2 pseudogenes are annotated in these 630 nt (G+C 77.0%); both read left to right on the forward strand.

The window, feature by feature from the left end:
- A pseudogene (locus KN815_RS49565) lies at positions 1–414 on the forward strand (hypothetical protein); the annotation flags it as partial.
- A pseudogene (locus KN815_RS49570) lies at positions 401–630 on the forward strand (ATPase); the annotation flags it as partial. The pseudogenes KN815_RS49565 and KN815_RS49570, both read left to right, overlap by 14 nt.

Here is a 630-nt window from a genome sequence, read left to right on the forward strand (position 1 = left end):
CTGCCGGAGGCCGTGCGCTGGGCGGCGGGTCGGCTGGCGCTGCTGGTCGGCCGTGAGGTGTTCGTCGCCCACCGCCCGCTGACGCGGGCCGCCGGGCGGCGGGCGGGGCGGCTGCTCGGCGCCCAGGCCATGACGGCGACGTCGTATCCGGACTTCCGTCGGCATCTGCCGGCCACCGCACGCTGGGCTGTGAACGGCGTCGAGAGCGCGGGCGACCTGTGGCGGGCGGAGGCACGGTGGTGGTACCGGGTCGAGGAGGACGGACGGGAACTGCTGCACGGCGCCCGGCTGGGCTCCGCACCGGTGGTGGGTGCGGCTGCCGTGCTCTCCGCCGACGCATGGCGGGTACGTGGCGCGCTTGAGCTGGCGGCGCGGGGTGGGGGACGGCTGGAGGTCCTCGATGTTCCGGCTTGAGGCGATGGCTCCGGTTCGCATGCGGCGGGTGGCGATCGTCGCGCCCCGGGAGGCGATGCGGGGCGCGCTGGTACGTGTCGCCGAGGCCGGATGCATCGAAATCGACCGCATTGACGACGCGGGATCGGGCGGGCCGTCGGCCGCGCCGGGATCCGCCGTCCGCCGACTGCGGCACGCGCGCGTCGAGCCCCGGCGCGCCGCCCTCAGCGCCGCCCC

Origin of the sequence: Streptomyces niphimycinicus (assembly GCF_018883605.1) — a bacterium.
Classification (GTDB): Bacteria; Actinomycetota; Actinomycetes; order Streptomycetales; family Streptomycetaceae; genus Streptomyces; species Streptomyces niphimycinicus.